General features: G+C 75.2%; 13 protein-coding genes. 8 read left to right on the top strand and 5 right to left on the bottom strand.

The features are described from left to right. Positions 1-37 precede the first annotated feature (37 nt). Together ACWGB8_RS33485 and ACWGB8_RS33480 are read right to left on the bottom strand one after the other, a co-directional pair. Positions 38-4,282 (bottom strand): molybdopterin-dependent oxidoreductase, encoded by a 4,245-nt coding sequence (locus tag ACWGB8_RS33485; RefSeq protein ID WP_452217412.1) that lies wholly within the window; start codon positions 4,280-4,282, stop codon positions 38-40. Between the two features lie 445 nt (positions 4,283-4,727). Beyond that, positions 4,728-5,876, bottom strand: a complete 1,149-nt coding sequence (locus tag ACWGB8_RS33480) for an erythromycin esterase family protein (RefSeq protein ID WP_452217411.1) — start codon at positions 5,874-5,876, stop codon at positions 4,728-4,730. Positions 5,877-5,967: 91 nt separating this feature from the next. On the opposite strand from ACWGB8_RS33480, the gene ACWGB8_RS33475 reads away from it, so the two are divergent. The 4 genes from ACWGB8_RS33475 (at position 5,968) to ACWGB8_RS33460 (ending at position 8,450) form a co-directional block, all read left to right on the top strand. Beyond that, positions 5,968-6,696 (top strand): MerR family DNA-binding transcriptional regulator, encoded by a 729-nt coding sequence (locus tag ACWGB8_RS33475; protein ID WP_452217410.1) that lies wholly within the window; start codon positions 5,968-5,970, stop codon positions 6,694-6,696. A 226-nt stretch (positions 6,697-6,922) separates the two neighbouring features. After that, positions 6,923-7,447, top strand: coding sequence for a hypothetical protein (locus tag ACWGB8_RS33470; RefSeq protein WP_452217409.1), 525 nt, complete (start codon positions 6,923-6,925; stop codon positions 7,445-7,447). Positions 7,448-7,654: 207 nt separating this feature from the next. Further along, positions 7,655-8,092, top strand: a complete 438-nt coding sequence (locus tag ACWGB8_RS33465) for a DUF6325 family protein (protein WP_452217408.1) — start codon at positions 7,655-7,657, stop codon at positions 8,090-8,092. A 58-nt stretch (positions 8,093-8,150) separates the two neighbouring features. Further along, positions 8,151-8,450 carry an SHOCT domain-containing protein gene (locus ACWGB8_RS33460; protein ID WP_452217407.1) on the top strand — a complete coding sequence of 100 codons (300 nt, stop codon included), beginning with the start codon at positions 8,151-8,153 and terminating at the stop codon, positions 8,448-8,450. Between the two features lie 79 nt (positions 8,451-8,529). Here the strand turns inward: ACWGB8_RS33460 and ACWGB8_RS33455 are convergent, their stop codons facing one another. Continuing rightward, positions 8,530-10,353, bottom strand: a complete 1,824-nt coding sequence (locus tag ACWGB8_RS33455; protein ID WP_452217406.1) for a glycoside hydrolase family 15 protein — start codon at positions 10,351-10,353, stop codon at positions 8,530-8,532. A gap of 226 nt (positions 10,354-10,579) precedes the next feature. Here ACWGB8_RS33455 and ACWGB8_RS33450 point away from each other — a divergent pair, with 226 nt between their 5' ends. Together ACWGB8_RS33450 and ACWGB8_RS33445 are read left to right on the top strand one after the other, a co-directional pair. After that, the gene (locus ACWGB8_RS33450; RefSeq protein WP_452217405.1) at positions 10,580-11,428 is read left to right on the top strand and encodes a class II glutamine amidotransferase; all 849 of its coding nucleotides are present in this window, start codon (positions 10,580-10,582) and stop codon (positions 11,426-11,428) included. After that, entirely contained in the window at positions 11,425-12,837 is a 1,413-nt protein-coding gene (locus tag ACWGB8_RS33445) for an MFS transporter (protein ID WP_452217404.1), read from the top strand. Before ACWGB8_RS33450 ends, ACWGB8_RS33445 begins: the two co-directional genes overlap by 4 nt. Before the next feature lie 110 nt (positions 12,838-12,947). On the opposite strand, the gene ACWGB8_RS33440 is transcribed toward ACWGB8_RS33445, so the two are convergent. Then, on the bottom strand, positions 12,948-14,150 hold the full coding sequence (locus ACWGB8_RS33440) for a low temperature requirement protein A (protein WP_452217403.1): 1,203 nt from the start codon (positions 14,148-14,150) through the stop codon (positions 12,948-12,950). A 206-nt stretch (positions 14,151-14,356) separates the two neighbouring features. Here ACWGB8_RS33440 and ACWGB8_RS33435 point away from each other — a divergent pair, with 206 nt between their 5' ends. Then, positions 14,357-15,283, top strand: coding sequence for an NAD-dependent epimerase/dehydratase family protein (locus tag ACWGB8_RS33435; RefSeq protein WP_452217402.1), 927 nt, complete (start codon positions 14,357-14,359; stop codon positions 15,281-15,283). Between the two features lie 75 nt (positions 15,284-15,358). Here the strand turns inward: ACWGB8_RS33435 and ACWGB8_RS33430 are convergent, their stop codons facing one another. Further along, positions 15,359-16,798 carry an MFS transporter gene (locus ACWGB8_RS33430; protein WP_452217413.1) on the bottom strand — a complete coding sequence of 480 codons (1,440 nt, stop codon included), beginning with the start codon at positions 16,796-16,798 and terminating at the stop codon, positions 15,359-15,361. Positions 16,799-16,970: 172 nt separating this feature from the next. On the opposite strand from ACWGB8_RS33430, the gene ACWGB8_RS33425 reads away from it, so the two are divergent. Beyond that, on the top strand, positions 16,971-17,894 hold the full coding sequence (locus ACWGB8_RS33425; RefSeq protein ID WP_452217401.1) for a LysR family transcriptional regulator: 924 nt from the start codon (positions 16,971-16,973) through the stop codon (positions 17,892-17,894). Positions 17,895-17,952 lie beyond the last annotated feature (58 nt).

The following is a 17,952-nucleotide window of genomic DNA, read 5'->3' as shown; positions in this document are numbered from 1 at the left end:
CCGCCCGCGGCCGTCCCGCGGTCCGTCCGCGGACCCGTCAGTAGACGTCCCGGACGTACCGCTTGTCGGCGGCCAGCTGCCGGACCCAGCCGGCCGCCGCCTCCTCGTCCATCCCGCCGTGGGTGGCGACGATCGTGCGCAGCGCCCGGTCGACGTCCTTGGCCATCCGGCCGGCGTCGCCGCAGACGTACAGGTGGGCGCCGTCCTGGAGCCAGCGCCACAGGCGCGGCCCCTGCTCGTGCATGCGGTCCTGGACGTAGACCTTGTTGCGCTGGTCGCGGGAGAAGGCGAGGTCGAGCCGGTCCAGGTGGCCGGAGGCGCGGAAGGCGGCGAGTTCCTCGCGGTAGTAGTGGTCGGTGGCCTCGCGCTGCTCGCCGAAGAACAGCCAGTTGGGGCCGGTGTGGCCGCGGGCCCGCCGGTCCTCCAGGAAGCCGACGAACGGCGCGACCCCGGTGCCCGGGCCCACCATGATCATCGGCGTGGCGGGGTCGGCCGGCGGCCGGAAGTGCGGCGAGCGCTGGACGAACACCGGCACCGGGCCGTCGTCGGCGCAGTCCGCGAGGTAGGTGGAGCAGACGCCCCGGCGTTCGCGGCCCAGGTCGTTGGCGTAGCGGACCACGGAGACGGTCAGCCGGACCTCGCCGGGGTGCGCCAGCGGGCTGGAGGAGATCGAGTACAGCCGGGGCTGGAGCCGCTTGAGGACGCCGGCCCACTCCTCGGCGGACGCCCGGACGGGGAGGGCGCCGACCACGTCGGCGGCCTGGCGGCCCCAGCTCCACTTGGCCAGCTCGCCCTTGTTGTCGGGGCGCAGCAGTCGCCGCAGATCGCGGTCGCCGGTGCGGTCGGCGACGAACCCGAGCAGGTCGGGGGTGATCCGGGTGATGTCCAGGCGGGTGCGCAGGGCCTCGCCGAGCGTGACCTCGCCGATCTGCGGCAGGGTGAGCGGCTGCGCGGGGTCGAGGCCGGTCAGGGCGAGCCATTCGGCGACGAGTCCGGCGCCGTTGGTCGGCCAGACGCCGAGCGAGTCCCCGGGCTGGTAGGCGAGTTCGCCGCCGCGGGTGTCGAAGGCGAACTGCCGGACCTCCTTCTGCGAGCCGGGCAGGCTGAGCAGCCGGTTGCCGACGAGGAGGGTCGCGAAGGGCGAGGACTTGTGGCCGGCGGGCGCGGGGGCGGCGGGTGCGGGGGCCGTCCGGTGGTCGGCGGAGCGCGGCCGGGGCACGGCGGGGCCGGCGGTGGTGAGGAGGGCGACGACCCGGTCCAGCCACTCCGAGGCGGGCTCCTCGTAGTCCGGTTCGCAGTCGGTGCGCGGCTGCAGGCGGGTGGCGCCGAGGGCGGCGAGGCGTTCGTCCAGGCGGCGGCCGTGGCCGCAGAAGTCGTCGTAGTGGGAGTCGCCGAGGGCGAGGACGGCGTAGCGGACGCCGGTGAGCTGCGGGGCGCCGTCGGCGGCCAGCTCCTGCCAGAAGCCGGCGCCGTTGTCGGGGGCCTCGCCGTCGCCGAAGGTGCTGGTGACGATCAGCAGGTCGGTCCCGGCGGTGAGCCGCTGCGGTGTGGTGTCGGCCATGGTGAGCAGGGTCGCGGTGCGGCCCGCCCCGGTCAGCCGGGCGGCGGCGGTGGCGGCGAACTCCTCGGCGTTGCCGGTCTGCGAGGCCCACAGGACCAGCAGTTCGCGTGCCGGTGCGGCGTCCGGTGCGGTGCCGCCCGGGGCGGGCGCGGCCGGGGTCGGTGCGGCGGCGGGTCGGGGCGCGGTGGGGACGGTGACCCGGGAGAACATCCCGGCCAGGACGCCGTCCACCCAGGTGGCGGTGGCCGTCGCGAACGGCGCGTCCGCGGGCAGGACCGGGACGCCGCCGAGCGGGGCCAGGGCGACGCCGGAGAGGTAGCCGGAGAGGTAGCGGCGCTCCAGGTCGGTGAGGACCGGCGGGGCGAGCTCGGCGAGGTCGAAGCGGGCGGCCAGCGCGCCGACGGCCGTGTGCACCTCGTCGGCGGCCCCGCCGGGCGCGGTGGGTGCGGCCCCGGCGAGCGCGGGGACGGGGACGGGCGGTGCCGGGACGGCCGTGGGCCACGGTGCGGCGGAGCCCGTACCGGGGCGGGCGGCCACCACGCGCAGCGCCACGGCGCAGACCTTCAGCTCGGGCTGGAACGAGACCGGGTCGACGGCGTCGTTGGTCACGGCGTTGATGCTCAGGTACTCGCCGAAGAGGTCGTGCCAGTGGAACGGCGCGAAGCAGGTCCTGGGGCGGACCCGGTCGGTGACCACGGCGGGCAGGACCGCGCGCCCGCGGCGGGAGGTCACCTCGATGCGGTCGCCGTCGACGGCGAACATGGCCGCGGCGTCGTCCGGGTGGATCTCCACGAACGGGCCGGGGTTGAGCCGGTTGAGCTTGGCCACCTTGCCGGTCTTGGTGAGGGTGTGCCACTGGTGCTGGAGCCGACCGGTGTTGAGGACGAAGGGGTAGTCGTGGTCCGGGAGTTCGGCGGCGGGCAGGTGGGGGCGGGCGAAGAAGCGCGCCCGCCCGGTGGCGGTGGGGAAGGCGAGCCGGGGCCGGCTGCCGTCGGCGTGCTCCAGCTGCCGCTGGCTGACGCCGTCGTTGAGGTAGCGGATCGGGTTGCGGTCCTCGCCGTCCGGCTCGGCGGCCGGCCACTGCACGGGTCCGGTGCGCAGCCGGGCGTAGTCGACGCCGCGCAGGTCCCAGCCGGTCGCGGGGTTGTGGAAGCGCTTGATCTCCTCGAAGACCTCTTCGGCGCTCGCGTAGTCGAAGGCGTCGGTGAAGCCCATCGCGCAGGCGACCCGGGCGATCAGCTGCCAGTCGGGCAGCGCCTGGCCGGGCGGGTCGACGACGCCCTGGACGAGGGTGAGGTTCCGCTCCGAGTTGATCATGACGCCGTCGGACTCCGCCCACAGGGCGGCGGGCAGCAGCACGTCGGCGTAGGCGGTCGTCTCGGTCTCGGTGAACACGTCCTGGGCGACGACCAGTTCGGCGGCCTCCAGCCCGGCGATGACGGTGCGGCGGTTGGCCACCGAGGCGACCGGATTGGTGCAGATGATCCAGCAGGCCTTGATCGCGCCGTCCGCCATCCGCTCGAACATCTCCACCGTGCCGCGGCCCACGTCGGTGCGTAGCGCCCCGGCCTCCAGGCCCCACAGCTCCTCGGTGAAGGCGCGCTCCTCCGGTACCAGCACCGAGCGCTGCCCGGGCAGGCCGGGGCCCATGTAGCCCATCTCGCGGCCGCCCATCGCGTTGGGCTGGCCGGTGAGTGAGAAGGGGCCGCTGCCGGGGCGGCAGATCGCCCCGGTGGCGAGGTGCAGGTTGACCAGGGCGTTGGTGTTCCAGGTGCCGTGGGTGGACTGGTTGAGGCCCATCGTCCAGCAGCTCGTCCACTCGCCGGCCTCGCCGATCCAGCGGGCGGCCTGCCGGATGTCGGCCTCCGGTATCCCGGTGACCTCGGCGACCCGGTCCGGCGGGTAGTCCGCGAGGAAGGCCGGCATCTCCTCCCAGCCCTCGGTGAACTCCGCGATGAACTCCGGGTCGGTGTAGCCCTCCGCCACCAGCAGGTGCAGCAGCCCGTTGAGCAGCGCCAGGTCGGTGCCCGGGCGGATCTGCAGGAAGAGGTCGGCCTTGTCGGCGGTGGCGGTGCGGCGCGGGTCGACGACGACGAGCTTGGCGCCGGCGGACTTCACCCGGTCCATCATCCGCAGGAAGAGGATCGGGTGGCAGTCGGCCATGTTGGCGCCGATAACGAGGAAGGCGTCCGCCCGGTCGAGGTCCTGGTAGGAGCCGGGCGGCCCGTCCGCGCCGAGCGAGAGCTTGTAGCCGGAGCCGGCGCTGGCCATGCACAGCCGGGAGTTGGACTCGATCTGGTTGGTCCGCACGAATCCCTTGGCCAGCTTGTTCGCCAGGTACTGGGCCTCCAGCGACATCTGGCCGGAGACGTAGAAGGAGAGCGCGTCCGGGCCGTGCTCGTCGAGGATCGCCCGCAGCCGGCGGGCGACCTCGGCGATCGCCGCGTCGACGTCCGCCGGGACCGGTTCGGCGCCGCGCTCGGACCGGACCAGGGCCCGGTCGGCGCGCCCCGGGGCGGCCATCAGGTCGGCGCTGGTCGCCCCCTTCGTGCAGAGCCGGCCCCCGTTCGCGGGGTGGTCCGGGTCCCCGGAGGCCTTGCTGACGGTGCGTCGGCCGGTCGCGGCGTCCCGGTCGATCTGCAGCACGATCCCGCAGCCGACGCCGCAGTACGAGCAGACCGTCCGCACGCCGTCCGCCTTCGAGCCTGGCGTCGTCGTCACCGGGACTCCCTCCCTCGCAGTCCGTGCCCTCCGCGCACCGGGCGCGGCGGGCGGTGGGGTCACCCCCACGATCAGCACCGTAAGAAGATCGCATTTCCGAGGCGTCACACCCGGTGGGTGCGGGGGGTTAAGCCGACCGCACAGCGTGCCCCGTCCGGGTGTGAGCGTCACAGCAGGCCACGGCCGTCACGGTGGTGCGGCGCCGGAGGGCGGCACCGGCCCGCGAACGGTCCTGCGGTGGTGCGACTGCTCGCTCATGCGTGGGCCCCCTCCGCAGGACTGGACTGCCGATGCCTGGTTCCAAGCTATCGAACGGACGGGCCACTTGGCGATCAGGCGTCCGGGATTCGGGCCCCGCCGCGGGCTGTGGCGGGCGCGGCGGGGCCCGGGGTCCGGGGTCGGGGGCGGGGCCTGGGGGTGAGGCCGCGGTCGATCGGCAGCCCGGTCAGCGGCCGATCGGGGCGGCGCCGTCGGCGAGGTGCAGGAGGGCGTCGGCGGTGTCGAGGACGGCCCGGTCGAGCGGGAAGTACCCCTGGGCGGGGGTGGTGTCGGTCCGCGGCCGGGTGTCGCCGACCGCAGGGGGGACGGTCAGACCCCAGGTGGTGAACCGGCGCTGCAGCAGGCCCTCGGGGGTGTCCGGGGCCGGCTCGCCGAGTCCGAGCGCCGCACTGCGGCCCAGGCTCCCGGCCACGAAGCCGTACCGCTCGCCCAGCAGGGCGCCCACGATCGCGCCGGCGCCGTTCCAGTCGAGGTCGGTGTCGCCCATCCGCCAGGTGCTCGGCGTCCGCTGCAGGTGCAGGTTGTGGGCGTGGACCAGGGTCGGCCCCCGGTCGGCCTCGGCCCGGCGGAGGTCGAGCAGGTTGCGGGCCATGTGCAGGTCGCGGACGGCCAGCAGCCGGGCCACCCGGGCGGGCTGCTCGCGCGGGACGGCGGACTCCCGGTGGTAGCGCAGCAGTTGGAGCCCGGCGGTGAGGTGGATCCGCGCCCGGGACCACGCGGTCCGCGAGGTCGCCGCGATCCGCTCCGGGGCCCGGGCGTACAGCTCGTCGAGCAGGTCCTCGCCGATCGCGCGCAGCCGCTCGGCCTCGCCGGTGGCCCCGGGCGAGGCCGCCGGGTCGAGGACGGCCTCCGGGCGGCTCCAGCGCTCGTCCGGGCCGGCCGGGCCCGCGATGTCGTGGTCGAGGCCGAGGTGGTCGCGGGCGTGTTCGAGGTAGCTGCGGGGGCTGGGCGCGCTGGTGTTCTCGGTCGGGATGTCGAAGCCGTGGAAGGCGAGCCGCTCCTCCGGCGCCCGGTCGCGGTTGTACGCCCGCATCCAGGCGACCAGCCGACGGTTGGCCTCCCACTCCCCGAAGCCGTGCGAGAAGCCCTCGCGCATCGCCGTGCCCAGGGAGCCCGCCCCCTCCCGGACGTAGTCGTCCACGACGAGGGCGGCCACCCGGTCGGTCTCCAGGGCGATCGAGCGGAAGCCGCGGTCGGCCAGTTGCGCGAACAGCTCGTTGCGGAGCAGTGCGAAGCCCGGCTCCCGGTGGGTCGGTTCGCCGAGCCCGAGCAGGTCCCACGGCACGGTCATGAGGTCTCGGATGTCCTGTGTCATGGACCTCAAGCGTATCCTTGAGGGTTCGGTTGAGGCTTTTGCCGTCCCGGCCGCCGAACCGCCCCGCAGAACCTCGAACCAGGAGGAGCCCGTGCGACCGTCCGACCTCGCCCGCGAGCACGGCATCTCGACCCAGGCGGTGCGCAACTACGAGCAGGACGGCTACCTCCCGCCCGCCGCGCGCACCGCCTCCGGCCACCGCGTCTACACCGAGGTGCACGCGGCGGCGCTGCGCGCCTTCCTCGCCCTCGTCCCGGCCCACGGGCACGCCACCGCCGGGCAGGTCATGACGGCCCTGCACCGCGGCGACCCGGACGCCGCCCTGGCGGCCCTCGACCGGGGCCACGCCCGGGCGCTGCACGACCGGGACACCCTGGACACCGTCCGCCGCGCGGTGGAGCAGCTCGCCGGGGACGCCCCGGCCGCCGGCCGGGTGCCCGCGGACGGCCCGCCGACCCGCAGCATCGGCGAACTCGCCCACCGGCTCGGCCTGACCCCGGCGACCCTGCGCGCCTGGGAGGCCGCCGGCGTCCTCGCCCCCGAACGGGACCCGGCCACCGGCCACCGCCGCTACCGGGCGGGCGACGTCCGCGACGCCGACTTCGCCCGCCTGCTGCGGCGCGGCGGCCGGCCGCTGGAGCAGATCGCCACGGTCGTCCGGCAGCTGCGCAGCGCGGGCGGCACGGACGCCCTGACCGCCGCACTGGAGGACTGGCAGCGGCGGCTCACCGCCCAGGGGCTGGCCCGGCTCCACGCGGCCGCACTGCTCGGCCGGTACCTGGAGCTCCGCGCCCGGCACGGCGGTCCGGCGGTCGGATGAGCGCCCGGGCCTCCGGTCCGGCCGGCGGACGACACACGGCGCCCCCGGTCCGGCCGGCGGACGACACACCCGGTGCCCCCGGTCCGGTCCGGTCGGCCGCCGGGGACGAGCTGACCGGTCGTGGCGTCCCCGCGGCCCGGGACGGCGTCGATCGGCATCACCCCGTCGGAGTACAAGCGCCGGTTCGGGGCCCGACCGGGCCCGGCCCGCGGCTTACCGTGGGCCGGTGAGACACCACCTCCTCCCCTGGCGGCACCGGCCGGGCCACGACGGCCGCCCGGCGGTACGGACCGACTACGCGGGCGCGGTCTACGGCTCCCTGCTCGCGGCCTCGGTGATCGCCTCGTCGAGTGCCGCGGGCGAGTTCCCCCGCGTCGAGGCCGTGGTGCTGCTGCTCGTCACCGGGGTGGTGTTCTGGGCCGCCCACGTCTACGCCCGGGTCGCCGGGGAGCGCGAGGCCGGGAGGCCGGTGGGCTGGGCCGAGGTCCGTGCGGTCGGGCGCAAGGAGTGGTCGATCGTCGAGGCGGCGGTGCTGCCGGCCGCCGTGGTGGCGCTGAGCGCCGTGGTCGGGCTGGGGCTGGCCGCCACCGCCTGGTTCGCGCTGGGCGTGGCGGTGGCGCAGCAGGTCGCCTGGGCGTACGTGGGCGCCCTGCGGGCCCTGGCCTCGCGCCGGCAGGCGGCCGTGGAGGCGGTGGTCCACCTGGCCCTCGGACTGGTGATCGTGGCGGCCAAGGCGGCGATCGGCCACTGAGGCGCCGTGCCGCGACGGACCGGCCCCGCACCTTCGGGCGAACCGGCTCCGCCCTGCCGGGAACGGTCCCCGGGCCGATAATTCAAGTGGGCCCGGAGCACGGGACCGCCGGGAGCGCGCCGCGCGGCGCGGCCCGGTCCGGCGCGCCACGCCGCACCGCCGTCCCCGCAGCTCCGGCTCCGCCCGGCCGAACCCCCAGGAGCGGACATGAGCGAAGAAATCAACGACATCGGCCCGATCGACTACCTGGTCGTCCAGTTCCCCGGCAGCAAACTGACCGGCGAGGCCTTCCCGCTGCTCGTCGACCTCGTGGACCGCGGCATCGTCCGCCTCCTCGACCTGACCTTCGTCAAGCGGGAGGAGGACGGCTCGGTGACCGGCCTCGAACTGGCCGACGTGGACGGTGACGGCCTGCTGGACCTCACGGTCTTCGAGGGCGCCTCCTCCGGCCTCCTGGGACAGGACGAGATGGCCGACGCCGGCGCCCTCCTGGAGCCCGGGGACTCCGCCGCCGTCCTGCTCTACGAGAACCTGTGGGCCGCCCCCTTCGCGTCCGCGCTGCGCCGCAGCGGCGCCCGCATGGTGGCCGGGGGCCGGGTGCCGGTCCAGGACATCGTCGACGCCCTGGACGCCCTGGAGTCCTGACGGCAGGCCGCCCACCCCGCCCACTCCCACGGACCCGCACCCACCCACGGAGGACACCATGCCCGGACTTCTGCGCGGCGTCGCCCGCACGGCCGTGGTCGCCGGGACGGCCACCGCCGTCTCCAACCGCGTCTCGCGCCGGCAGGCCGGCCGCTGGGCGGCCCAGGACGACGCCCGCGCCGCCGAGGCCCAGCAGCAGTACGCCGCCCCGCCCCAGCAGCAGTACGCCCCGCCGCCCGCCGCGGCCGGGACGACCGACACCATCGCCCAGCTCAAGGAACTCGCCCAGCTCAAGGAGCAGGGCGTGCTGACCGAGGAGGAGTTCGCCGCCCAGAAGGCCCGCGTCCTCGGCGGCTGACGGACCGGCTCCCGACCCCCGACCCCCCGGCCCCTGGCGCGGGCGACGTCCCGCGCCGGGGGCCGGGCGTCGCCGGGGGTCAGTCGTCCGCGCGGTCCAGCTCGGAGTCCAGGGCGAGGGCCGCGGTGATCAGGGCGAGGTGGGTGAACGCCTGCGGGAAGTTGCCGAGCTGCTCGCCGCTGGGGCCGATCTCCTCGGCGAACAGGCCGACGTGGTTGGCGTACGTGAGCATCTTGTCGAAGGCGTACCGGGCCTGGTCGAGCCGGCCGGCCCGGGCCAGGGCGTGCACGTACAGGAAGGTGCACAGCGAGAAGGTGCCCTCGGAGCCGCGCAGCCCGTCGGGGGAGGCGGCCGGGTCGTACCGGTAGACGAGGCTGTCCGAGACCAGTTCGCCGTCCATCGCGTCGAGGGTGGAGAGCCAGCGCGGGTCCTTCGGGGCGATGAAGCCGACCAGCGGCATGAGCAGCAGGGAGGCGTCCAGGACCGTGTCGTCGTAGTGCTGGACGAACGCCCGCCGCTCGCTGCTCCAGCCGCGCTCCATGATCTGCTCCAGGATCGCGTCGCGGGTGTCGCGCCAGCGCTCCAGGTCGGCGGGCCGGGCGTGCGCGGTGGCCTGGCGGATGCCGCGGTCGAGGGCGGTCCAGCACATCAGGCGGCTGTAGGTGAAGTCCTTGCGGCCGCCGCGGGTCTCCCAGATGCCCTCGTCGGGGCGGTCCCAGTGGTCGCAGAGCCAGTCGAGGAGTTCGGCGGCGCTGTGCCAGTCGTCGTAGCCGACGGAGTCGGCGCGGTCGTCGGGCTGGGCGAGGGCGAAGACGGCCTCGCCGTAGATGTCCAGCTGCAGCTGGTCGGCGGCGCCGTTGCCGGCCCGGACGGGGGCGGAGGCGCGCCAGCCCTCCCAGTGGTCGAGGGTCTCCTCGGTGAGGTGGGGGTCGCCGTCGATCCGGTACATGATCTGCAGCGGTTCGCCGTTGGGGGCGTCGCCCTCGCGCAGCCGGTCGGCCAGCCAGCCGCGGAAGGCGGTGGCCTCCTCGGTGTAGCCGAGCGCGCGCATGGCCCGGACCGACAGCGAGGCGTCGCGCACCCAGGTGTAGCGGTAGTCCCAGTTGCGCTCGCCGCCCTCCTGCTCCGGCAGGCCCATGGTGGCGGCGGCGATCGGCGCGCCGGTGGGGGCGTAGGTGAGGAGCTTGAGGGTGATCGCGGAGCGGTTGACCATCTGCTGCCAGCGGCCCCGGTAGCGGCACCGGCTGATCCAGTCCAGCCAGAAGTGCCGGACCTGCTCGAACTCGGCCCGCGCCCCGTCCAGCGACACCGGTGCCGGCGGCGGGTCGCCGGCCTCGCACACGGTCAGCACCAGCGCGGCGAGCTCGCCCGCCCGGAGCTCGACGGACGCCGTGGCGTCGTCGCCGTCGCGTTCCAGGCGGACCGCGCCGACGGCCTCCAGGTACAGGTCCAGGCCGGCGCCGGTGAACCGGGCCCGCTCGGCGTCCAGCGCCAGGCCGTGCGACCGGCGGCCGTAGTCCAGCCGCGGCCGGCACTCGATCCGGAAGCGGACGGTGCCGCGCACCACCCGCAGCGCCCGGACGACCCGGTGCCGGCCGGTGGCGGTGTGCGGGTCGGGCACGGGCATGAAGTCCAGGACCTCGCCGACGCCCTCGGGCGACAGGAAGCGGGTGACCAGGACGGCGGTGTCCGCCAGGTAGAGCTGGCGCACGGTCACGTCCGGGGCGGCCGCGGTGACGGTGAAGTGGCCGCCGCGCTGCCGGTCGAGGAGGGCGGCGAAGATGCTGGGGGAGTCGAAGCGGGGCGCGCAGAACCAGTCGAGCACGCCCGCGGAGGAGACCAGCGCACACGTCTGGAGGTCCCCGATCAGACCGTGCTCCGCGATCGGCGGGTAGGCGTCCATGGGGTCTCCTCGGGGTCTGCGGGCGCGGCCCGGCCCGCGGGCAGGGTTCGCCCCCACCTTCGGCCGCGGCCAGGGGCGCTGCCAGCAGGAATGCGCCGACCGGGTGAGGCAGGCCCGGCCCCCCGCCCCGCCGGGTGGGGGCCGGGGACCGGGCTTACCGTGGAAGGGCCGGGAGCGCCCCGCCCGCGGGCCGCACGCGAGCGCCGGCGCTTGGGTGGTGAGGTCGATGTGCAGGTGGCTGGCCTACTCGGGGTCGCCGATCCCGCTGGACGAGGTGCTGTACAAGCCCGCCAACTCGCTGATCGACCAGAGCCGCCACGCACGGCTGGGCGTCGAGACGACCAACGGCGACGGCTTCGGGGTCGGCTGGTACGAGGGCGACGCCGAGGGGCGTCCGGCCGTCGGCGAGCCGGCGCTGTTCCGCGGGGTCGGCCCCGCGTGGAGCGACGTCAACCTGCGCGAACTGGCCGGGCGCATCCGCTCCCCGCTCTTCTTCGCGCACATCCGGGCCTCCACCGGCACCGGCGTCCAGCAGACCAACTGCCACCCCTTCCGGTACGGCCGGTGGCTGTGGATGCACAACGGACTGATCAACGGCTTCCCGGAGCTCAAACGCGACCTCGTGCTGGCCGTGGACCCCGCCTACTACGGCTCGATCGCCGGGTCCACCGACTCCGAGGTGATGTTCCACCTGGCCCTGACCATGGGTCTGGAGGACGATCCGCCGCGCGGCGTCGCCGGGATGATGGGCCTGGTGGAGCAGGTGGCGGAGCGTCACGGCGTACCGGACCCGCTGCAGATGACGGTCGCGGTCTCCGACGGCGTCCGGATCTGGGCGTTCCGCTACTCCAGCGAGCGCAGCTCCCGCTCGCTCTTCTACAGCACCGAGGTGGAGTCGCTGCGCCGGCTGTACCCGGACCGGGCCGAGCTGCAGGCACTCGCGCCCGGGACCCGCCTGGTGGTGTCGGAGCCGCTCGGCGACCTGCCGGGGGCCTGGAACGCGGTGCCGGAGTCCTGCTACGGGGTCATCCAGGAGGGCCGGGACGTGATGCACGAGCTGAGGCCGCTGCGATGAGCGGCCCGACGACCGGCCCGGCGGACAGGGGCCCGGGAGCGGCGGGCGGCGCGGCGGCGGGCGCCGGCCGGGTGCTGGCCCCGCTGGCCCTGGCGCAGTTCATCTGCAGCTTCGCCGGCTCCAACATGAACGTGATGATCAACGACATCAGCGAGGACCTCGACACCACCGTGCAGGGCGTGCAGATCGCGATCACGATCTTCCTGCTGGTGATGGCGGCGCTGATGATCCCCGGCGGCAAGCTGACCGAGCGCTACGGGCGCAAGCGCTGCTTCCTGGTCGGACTGGCGGTCTACGGCGTCGGCGCGCTGCTGAGCGCGGCGGCCCCCGGGCTCGGGGTGCTCATCCTCGGCAACTCGATCCTGGAGGGCATCGGGACGGCGCTGCTCATCCCGCCGGTCTACATCCTCACCACCCTGCTGTTCACCGAGGTGACCTCGCGGGCGAGGGCGTTCGGGATCGTGATGGCCCTGGGCGGGGTCGGCGCCGCCGCCGGACCGCTGATCGGCGGCCTGATCACCTCCGGGATCGGCTGGCGGGCGGCGTTCGTGTTCCAGGCGCTGGTGATCGCGGTGATCCTGCTGCTCAGCCGCCGGCTGGTGGACCCGCTGCCCGCGGATCCGGCCCGGCCGTTCGACACCCTGGGGGCGGTCCTGTCGGCGGCCGGTCTGGTGCTGCTGGTCACCGGCATCCTGGCGGCCGACGACAACCTGTGGCTGATGGTCGCACTGCTGGCGGCCGGCGCCCTGGTGCTCGCGTGGTTCTTCCGCTCGGCCCGGGCCATGGAGGCGGCCGGCCGCGAGCCGCTGCTGTCGCCGAGCGTGTTCCGCAACCGCACCTCCGACCTCGGGCTGGTCACCCAGAACGTCCAGTGGCTGATGCTGATGGGCGTGTCGTTCACGGTCGCGGCCTACCTGCAGGTCGTGCGCGGGTACTCGGCGATCGGTACCGGCGTGATCTTCACCGCGGCCACCCTCGGCCTGCTGGCGACTTCGCTGGCCGCCGAGCGCCTCGCGCGGCGGTGGGCCCAGCGGACCCTGATCGTGACGGGCTTCGCGGTGACCATCGCCGGGATCTGCCTGCTGGTCGCCCTGGCCGGCGGGTCGGAGAACGCCTGGGCCTTCGCCCCGGGCCTGCTCCTGATCGGCCTGGGGCTGGGCGTGATGCTGACGCCCTCGGTGAACGTGGTGCAGTCGAGCTTCCCGGAGGAGAAGCAGGGCGAGATCTCCGGCCTGTCGCGCAGCGTCTCCAACCTGGGCTCCTCGCTGGGCACGGCGATCGCCGGCACCATCCTGGTCGCGGGCCTCAGCTCGGGGGCGTACGCCGCCGCGATGATCACCCTGGCGGCGGTCGGCGTGCTCGGCCTCGTCGCGGGCCTGCGGCTGCCGAAGGTGCCGCCCGGCGGCTGACCGGACGGCGGCTGCTCGGGACGGTCGGGCGTCGGGAGGCCGGGCGGTTCGACGGCGGTCGGCGGGTGGGAGCCGGGCGTCGGACGGGGCCGGGCGCGCCGGAGCCCCGCTCAGGCGGCCAGTTCGGGGGCGGCCGCGGCCCGCCGGCCGTCCAGGGCGACCAGCCCGGTCACCGCCGCCGCCAGCACCGCCAGGGCGAGCAGCGCCGGGACCACGGCGACCACCGGCCCCGCGACCAGTCCGGCCGCCCCGCCGGCGATCAGTACGGTGCTCCGGCGCCCGACCGCACGCAGCTGGATCGCCGCGGCGGCGAGCAGGAACAGCCCCACCCCGCCGGCCAGCGCCCAGGCCTGGATGCCGTGCAGCGGCTCGGACAGGACGTAGTGCCCGCGGTCGGCGACCTGGTGCAGCACCGCCTTCATGCCGAGCGCGGTCAGCACGATCCCGGCGACCAGCGGCAGGTGCAGGAAGGTGTAGGCGTCGCGGGCCAGCCGGGTGCGGTCGGTGCCGTCCAGCGAGGTCAGCCGGTGCTCGACGGGGTCGGCGATCCGCCGGAAGTACAGCCGCCACAGGCCGGCCGCGACCAGCAGGCCGGTCACGGCGGCGGCCAGCGCAGGCGCCGAGACGGGCAGCCCGGACGCCCCCACGCCGATCGCCACGATCGACTCGCCCAGCGCGATGATCACGATCAGTCCGTGCCGCTCGGCGAAGTGGCCCGGCGCCGCGACCTGCCAGCCGGAGGCGCCGGCCAGGTAGATCGCGCCGTAGTCGACCGCGACCGCGCCCAGCCAGACCAGGATCTGGGTGAGGCCGTCGAACGCGCAGCCCACCAGCAGCAGGGCGAACGGCGGGATCACCGAGGTCAGCGCGGTGCGCCGGAGCGTGGCGTGCAGCGCCGGGTCGGCCGGGTGGGAGACCCGGTACGCGACCAGGTGCAGGGCGCGGACGGCGCCGTAGCAGAGGACGAACACCAGCGGAGCGTCCAGCCCGCCGGGCAGGTCCGCGAAGACCTCCGGCACCGTGAGCGTGACGACCATGACCACCGCCATGACCGCCACCACCACCGCGAACACCGGCCCGGTGTCGGCCCGGACGACGTTGCCCAGCCAGGCGAAGCAGCACCAGCACCACCACATCAGTGCCAGCACGACCATCCCGCCCAGCAGCCGTACAGGCGTGGGGTCGGCGGCCATCAGCGCGGTGACCTGGGTGATCGCATAGACGAACACCAGATCGAAGAACAGCTCGGCGGGTGTCACCCGGTGGCCGCCCTCGGTGGCGACGATGCGGGACCTCGCGCGACCAGCTGACACGGTTTCACTCCCCCTGCGTACCCGGCCGGTTCGGCCGATCTGCGCGGAAGGATACCCGTGGGGCCGCCGGGGCGGCGGGGGTGTCCGGGCCCCGGGCGGCGCCCCGGATCCGGTATGGGCGGATCCGTCGCGACACCGGGCGGGCAGTGTGACGCGGCTCACGTCCGCGGGTGTCACGTCCGGGCCCGGCCGCTTGTCCCATGGGCATGGACGACACCAGGAACGTACTGCTGGCCGGGGCGAGCGGGGTCTTCGGACGCCATGTGGAGCGGGAGCTGACCGCTGCGGGACACCGGGTCCTGGGCGTGGGCCGGGGCGCCGGGAACGCGGTCGTGGCGGACCTGCTGGACCGCGACGCACTGCTGCGCGCGGTCGACGGGATCCGCGCCGACGCGGTGGTCCACGTCGCCACCGCCCTCGCCAAGGCCCCCATGAGGCACGGCGACATGGCCGCCACCGACGCCCTGCGCACCGCGGGCACCGCCAACCTCGTCGAGGCCGCCCGTGCGGTCGGCGCCCGGCGGATGGTCGCCGAGTCGATGGTCTTCGGCTACGGCTACCGGGACTTCGGCACCCGCGTCCTCACCGAGCAGGACCCCTTCGGCACCACCGGGCCGGACCGCCACTCGCTGCGCCACACCGCCGCGATGCGCACCAAGGAGGAGCTGATGCTCACCAGCCCCGGAATCGAGGGGATCGCCCTGCGCTTCGGCCTCTTCTACGGGCCCGGCGGCACCGACGCCCTGGTGGAGCTGCTGCGCGGGCGCAGGCTCCCGGCGGTGGCCGACCGCGGCCGGGTGCTGCCCTGGGTGCACCTCCGGGACGCCGCCCGGGCCGTGGTGCTCGCCGTCGAGGGACGGGGCCGGGCCGGACGGGCGTACAACATCGTGGACGACACCCCCACCGGCTTCGGCACCCACGTCCGGACCGTCGCCCGGGCCTTCGGCACCCCCGCCCCGCTGGGCGTCCCCGCCTGGCTGACCCGCCCGATGCCGTATGCGTACCGGATGTTCACCAGCAGCCTGCGGGTCTCCAATGAGCGGGCGCGCACCGAGCTCGGCTGGACCCCGGACCACCCGGACAGCGCTGCGGCCCTCGCCGAGCTCGCCGCCGCCGAGCCCGCCCGCCGGTGACGGGCGCCGGTGAACGGCACCGCGCGGACCCCCGGCAGGCCCGGGCCTGTCGGGGGTCGGAGGGCGCCGGGGCGGTCAGGGGGCGACGCCGGCGCCGGCGGTCGCGGCGTCGGCCACCGGCGGGGCGTCCGCCCCCGCGGCGGCAGTCCGGCCCGGGGCACCGCGACGCAGCCCGGCAGCGGTGACGGCGGCCGCGAGCAGGGCCGCGACGAACGGCACCACCAGGGCCGCCCGGTAGCCCGCCAGCAGGTCCGCCGGTGCACCGGAGGCGGTGGCGGCGATGTTGACCGCGGTCGCGGCGGACAGGCCGAGCGCCGAGCCGAACTGGAAGGAGGTGTAGAGCAGTCCGCCGGCCAGGCCCTGCTCCTCCTCCTCGATGCCCTCGGTCGCGGCGATCGTGATCGGCCCGTAGACCAGGGCGAAGGCCAGGCCGAGGAGGACCAGGGCGGGCAGCATCGCCAGGTACGACCAGTCGGCGCCGAGCGGCAGGAACAGGCCGTACGCCAGCGCGGCCAGCAGGAGTCCGCCGAGGACCACCCGGGTGTTGCCGAACCGCTCCACCAGCTTCGGGGTGAGGGTGGGGGAGAGTACGGCGTCGATGCCGATCACGATCATCGCGAGGCTGGTCTCCATCGTGGACCAGCCGCGCAGCTCCTGCAGGTAGAGCACGACCAGGAACTGGAAGCCGAAGAAGCCGCCCGCGAACAGCATCGCCGCCAGGTTGACCCGGACCAGCCGGCCGGAGCGCAGGATCCCGAGCCGCATCAGCGGGGCGGCCGAGCGGCGTTCGACGGCGGTGAAGGCCAGCAGGGCGAGGACGCCCGCCCCGAGGGTGGCGGCGGTCACGGCGGCGCCGGCGTGGGCCGCCCGTTCGACGCCGAGCACGATCAGCACGATCGCGGCGGTGACGGTGACGCCGCCCAACAGGTCGAAGGTCTGGCCGGTGCGCTCCGGGCGGGACGAGCGCGGCACCAGTGCGAGTGCGGCGACCAGGACGGCCGCGGCCAGCACGACCGGGGCGAAGAATACCCAGCGCCAGCCCAGCGAGGTGAGCAGCCCGCCGACCACCAGGCCGATCGAGAAGCCGCCCGCGGCGGTGCCGGAGTAGACGAGCAGCGCCCGGTTGCGCTGGGGCCCCTCCGCGAAGCCGGTCGTGATGATCGACAGGCCGGCGGGGGTCATGAAGGCCGCGGCGACGCCGGTGACGAACCGGGCGGCGATCAGCATCCAGCCCTCGGTGGCGAGCCCGCCGAGTCCGGAGAAGAGCAGGAACACCGTGAGCCAGAGGACGAACATCTGCCGGCGCCCGAAGAGGTCGGCGGCCCGGCCGCCCAGCAGCATGAAGCCGCCGTAGCCGAGCACGTACGCGCTCATGACCCACTGCAGGTCGCCGGTCGACATGCCCAGGTCGGCGCGGATGGCCGGCAGGGCGACGTTGAGCATCGCGACGTCGATGCCCTCCAGGAAGATCGCTCCGCAGAGGACCAGCAGCACGCCCCAGTCGCGTGCGCCCATGGTCGGCCGCTCCTGCGCGGTCGGCTGATTGTTCCGCATGTCTCATCGCCTCGGGATCGAGAGGGGGGTTGTTGTCTCGTCAACAACCCTCCTCCGGGCGGCCGGGCGGAACAACGGCGAAGGGCTCACCGTTCGTACAGCCTGGCTGGACGATCACCGGAAGGAGCGGCGAATGCCGCAGGACGAGCTCGACTGCTTTCTGATCCTCGCCGAGGAACTGCACTTCGGCCGCACCGCGGAGCGCCTGGTGCTGTCCCGCTCCCGGGTGAGCCAGCTCGTCCAGCGGATGGAGCGGCGGGTCGGTGCGCCGCTGTTCACCCGGACCAGCCGGCGGGTCGCGCTCACCGCCCTGGGCCGCCAGCTGCACGACGAACTCGCCCCGCTGCACCGGGCGATGGCCGCCGCCGTCGACCGGGCCCGGGCCACCGCGCGCGGCATCGACGGCGTGCTGCACGTCGGGTTCGCCACCCCGCTGGTCGGCGACATCGTGCTGCGGACGGCCGAGGAACTGCGCGCGAGCCACCCCCGACTCGTGGTGGAGGTCTGCGAGATCCCCCTGGCCGACCCGTACGGTCAGCTGCGCAAGGGCGAGTTCGACGTCCAGGTGGTCGAACTCCCGGTGCGGGAGCACGACCTGGGGCACGGCCCGACCCTGCTGGAGGACGACCGGGCGCTCGCCGTGGCGGCCGGCCACCCGCTCGCCGGGCGCGCGTCGCTCACCCGGGCGGACCTGGCGGGCGTCCCGCTGATCACGGTGGCCGGCGGGGCGGCGGGCACCGTCCACCGGCGGCCGGAGGCCGACCCGGCTGCGGACGGGGACGGGGACGAGTACGGGGGCGGGGACGGCGTGCTCGCCGGTCCGGCGGTCACCAACATGCAGGAGGCCCTGATGCTGGTCGCGGCCGGTCGCGGCGCCCTGCTGACGGCCGCGCACACCGCCGACTACTACGCGCGCCCCGGCGTCGCCTACGTCCCCTTCCGCGACGCCGAGCCGATCGGCTACGGGCTGGTGTGGCGTACCGACGGGACCACCGACGCCGTCCGTGCCTTCGCCCGCGCCGCCGTCCAGGTGGCCCGCACCCGGCCGACCGCCTGACGGCCTCGAGGGCCCGTACGGCGAGGGGGCCGGTGCCGGGGGGTTTCACCCCCGGCAC

The organism is Kitasatospora sp. NPDC054939, assembly GCF_053610105.1.
This window is presented reverse-complemented; position numbering and strand designations above follow the sequence as displayed.

Bases quoted from the DNA above. Each gene is read 5' to 3' on its own strand.
- ACWGB8_RS33425 (WP_452217401.1), top strand. From the start codon at position 16,971: ATGCCGCAGGACGAGCTCGACTGCTTTCTGATCCTCGCCGAGGAACTG.
- ACWGB8_RS33450 (WP_452217405.1), top strand. From the start codon at position 10,580: ATGTGCAGGTGGCTGGCCTACTCGGGGTCGCCGATCCCGCTGGACGAG.
- ACWGB8_RS33465 (WP_452217408.1), top strand. From the start codon at position 7,655: ATGAGCGAAGAAATCAACGACATCGGCCCGATCGACTACCTGGTCGTC.
- ACWGB8_RS33435 (WP_452217402.1), top strand. From the start codon at position 14,357: ATGGACGACACCAGGAACGTACTGCTGGCCGGGGCGAGCGGGGTCTTC.
- ACWGB8_RS33460 (WP_452217407.1), top strand. From the start codon at position 8,151: ATGCCCGGACTTCTGCGCGGCGTCGCCCGCACGGCCGTGGTCGCCGGG.
- ACWGB8_RS33445 (WP_452217404.1), top strand. From the start codon at position 11,425: ATGAGCGGCCCGACGACCGGCCCGGCGGACAGGGGCCCGGGAGCGGCG.
- ACWGB8_RS33430 (WP_452217413.1), bottom strand. From the start codon at position 16,798: ATGGGCGCACGCGACTGGGGCGTGCTGCTGGTCCTCTGCGGAGCGATC.
- ACWGB8_RS33480 (WP_452217411.1), bottom strand. From the start codon at position 5,876: ATGACACAGGACATCCGAGACCTCATGACCGTGCCGTGGGACCTGCTC.
- ACWGB8_RS33455 (WP_452217406.1), bottom strand. From the start codon at position 10,353: ATGGACGCCTACCCGCCGATCGCGGAGCACGGTCTGATCGGGGACCTC.